Genomic DNA, 1,981 nt, shown 5'->3' on the forward strand with positions numbered 1-1,981 from the left:
GCCAGCGGCAAGGGCGCGGCACCGTTCAACACGGTCGTCGACTATGAGAACAACACCAAGCGGCACGCCGGTTATGCGATCTGGGTCGACCGCGCGATCGAACGGTTCAAGGAGGGTGAAGCGAGCGGGGTCGTGACGACCAAGCTCACCATCCGCAACGTCATCGAGCAGCTCGACAACCAGCTCGCCCAGAAGCCCGAGGATTCGCAATATTACGGCCCGCTCAAGCAGTTTCCGGCCAGCTTCGGCGCGGCCGACAAGGCGCGGCTGACGGCGGCGACGCGGGCGGCGATCGTCGACGAGATATACCCCGCCAATCGCCGCCTGCGCGACTATCTCAAGAACGACTACCTGCCCAAGGCGCGCGACGGGGCGGGCGAGCTGTACATGAAGGGCGGCGATGCGCTGTACCGCTATCAGATCCGATCGACGACCACGACCGACATGACGCCCGAACAGATCCATGCCCTGGGCCTGAGCGAAGTCGCGCGGATCACCGAGGGATTTCGCGGGGTGCAGAAGGAGGTCGGGTTCAAGGGCACGCTGGCGAACTTCTTCGACCATATGCGGACCAGCCCGAAGTTCCAGCCGAAGAGCCGCGAAGAGATGGCGACCGCCTTCCACGCGATCGAAGCGAAGGTCGCGATGCAGCTGCCGACCTACTTCTCGACCATGCCCAAGGCAAAGCTGGCGATCCGCGCTTATGACCCGACGATCGAGAAATTCCAGGCCGGCGGCAGTTACGAGGGGGGCACGCCCGACGGATCACGCCCCGGCACCTTCTACTACAACGCCTATGACCTGAAATCGCGCAGCACATGGGAGGACACGACGCTGTTCCTCCACGAGGGCGAGCCGGGCCATCATTTTCAGATCAGCCTGGCGCAGGAGAATGAGGCGCTGCCGCCGTTCATGAAGTTCGGCGGCAACACCGCCTATGCCGAGGGCTGGGCGCTGTACGCCGAGACGCTCGGCTATGACATGGGGTTCTACAAGGATCCCTACGCGCGGTTCGGGACGCTGAACGACGAGATGCTGCGGGCGATGCGGCTGGTGGTCGACACCGGCATCCATGCGATGGGCTGGAGCCGCGAACGGGCGATTGGCTACATGCTGGGCCATTCGGGCATGAGCAAGACCGACGCCATCGCCGAGGTCGAGCGCTACATCGCCATCCCGAGCCAGGCGACGGCGTACAAGGTCGGCGCGCTGACCATCCAGCGGCTGCGCAAGAAGGCCGAAGCCGAGCTCGGCCCCAAGTTCGACATCCGCGATTTCCACGCGCAGGTGCTGATGACCGGGGCGCTGCCGATGAAGATCTTGGAGGCGAAGATCGACCGCTGGATCGCGGCGAAGAAGGCGGGCTAGATTTCGGTACCCCTCATCGTCATTCCCGCGAACGCGGGAACCCAGCGAAAACAGAAACCCAGTTGAACGGCAGCGTCTCGCCAAGCGTTTTTGTTCAGCCGCTAGGTCCCCGCTTTCGCGGGGATGACGATTAAGATGGTTGCGAAGAGTCCCAATGGTCGCACTGGCGACCGGATTTTCGTCGCGCGTGCCATCGCGAAAGTTCACTGAAGTTCACACCCTACAGGTGTTCGAACCCGCGATATCCGACCGACGTCCATTCTGCTTTCGCCACGCGTAGATTCACACTGATTCACGGTGACGGGCGGTTTCATGCGGCCCGGAACCTGAACAAGTTGATGGGGTAAAGCTGATGATCGGATCTCTCTCGGGAAAAGGCCGCACGCATGAAAGAGAGGGCGTGGCGAAAATTCGCGCAGTGGCAGCTTTGCGCGTGAAGCCAGACGCTCGATCGAACGGGCGGAACGTGACCACCGACGCCGCCCTCCGCCCGCGCACGGCAGTGCAGCGCAGATCGGTATCGAGGAACGAGCAGGCCGCATCGACGATGATGTGTCAGAACGCAGCCGAGTAGGAAAATGTTTTATTCATGAAACGCGAATGTCCGCAATTG

1 protein-coding gene is annotated in these 1,981 nt (G+C 62.4%); it reads left to right on the plus strand.

Annotated features, from left to right (window positions below; genetic code table 11):
- On the plus strand, positions 1-1,368 hold a 1,368-nt coding region (locus tag RMN84_RS03620; protein WP_309610843.1), incomplete at its 5' end, for a DUF885 domain-containing protein.
- Positions 1,369-1,981 lie beyond the last annotated feature (613 nt).

Source organism: Sphingomonas sp. (assembly GCF_031380695.1).
Lineage (GTDB): Bacteria > Pseudomonadota > Alphaproteobacteria > Sphingomonadales > Sphingomonadaceae > Sphingomicrobium.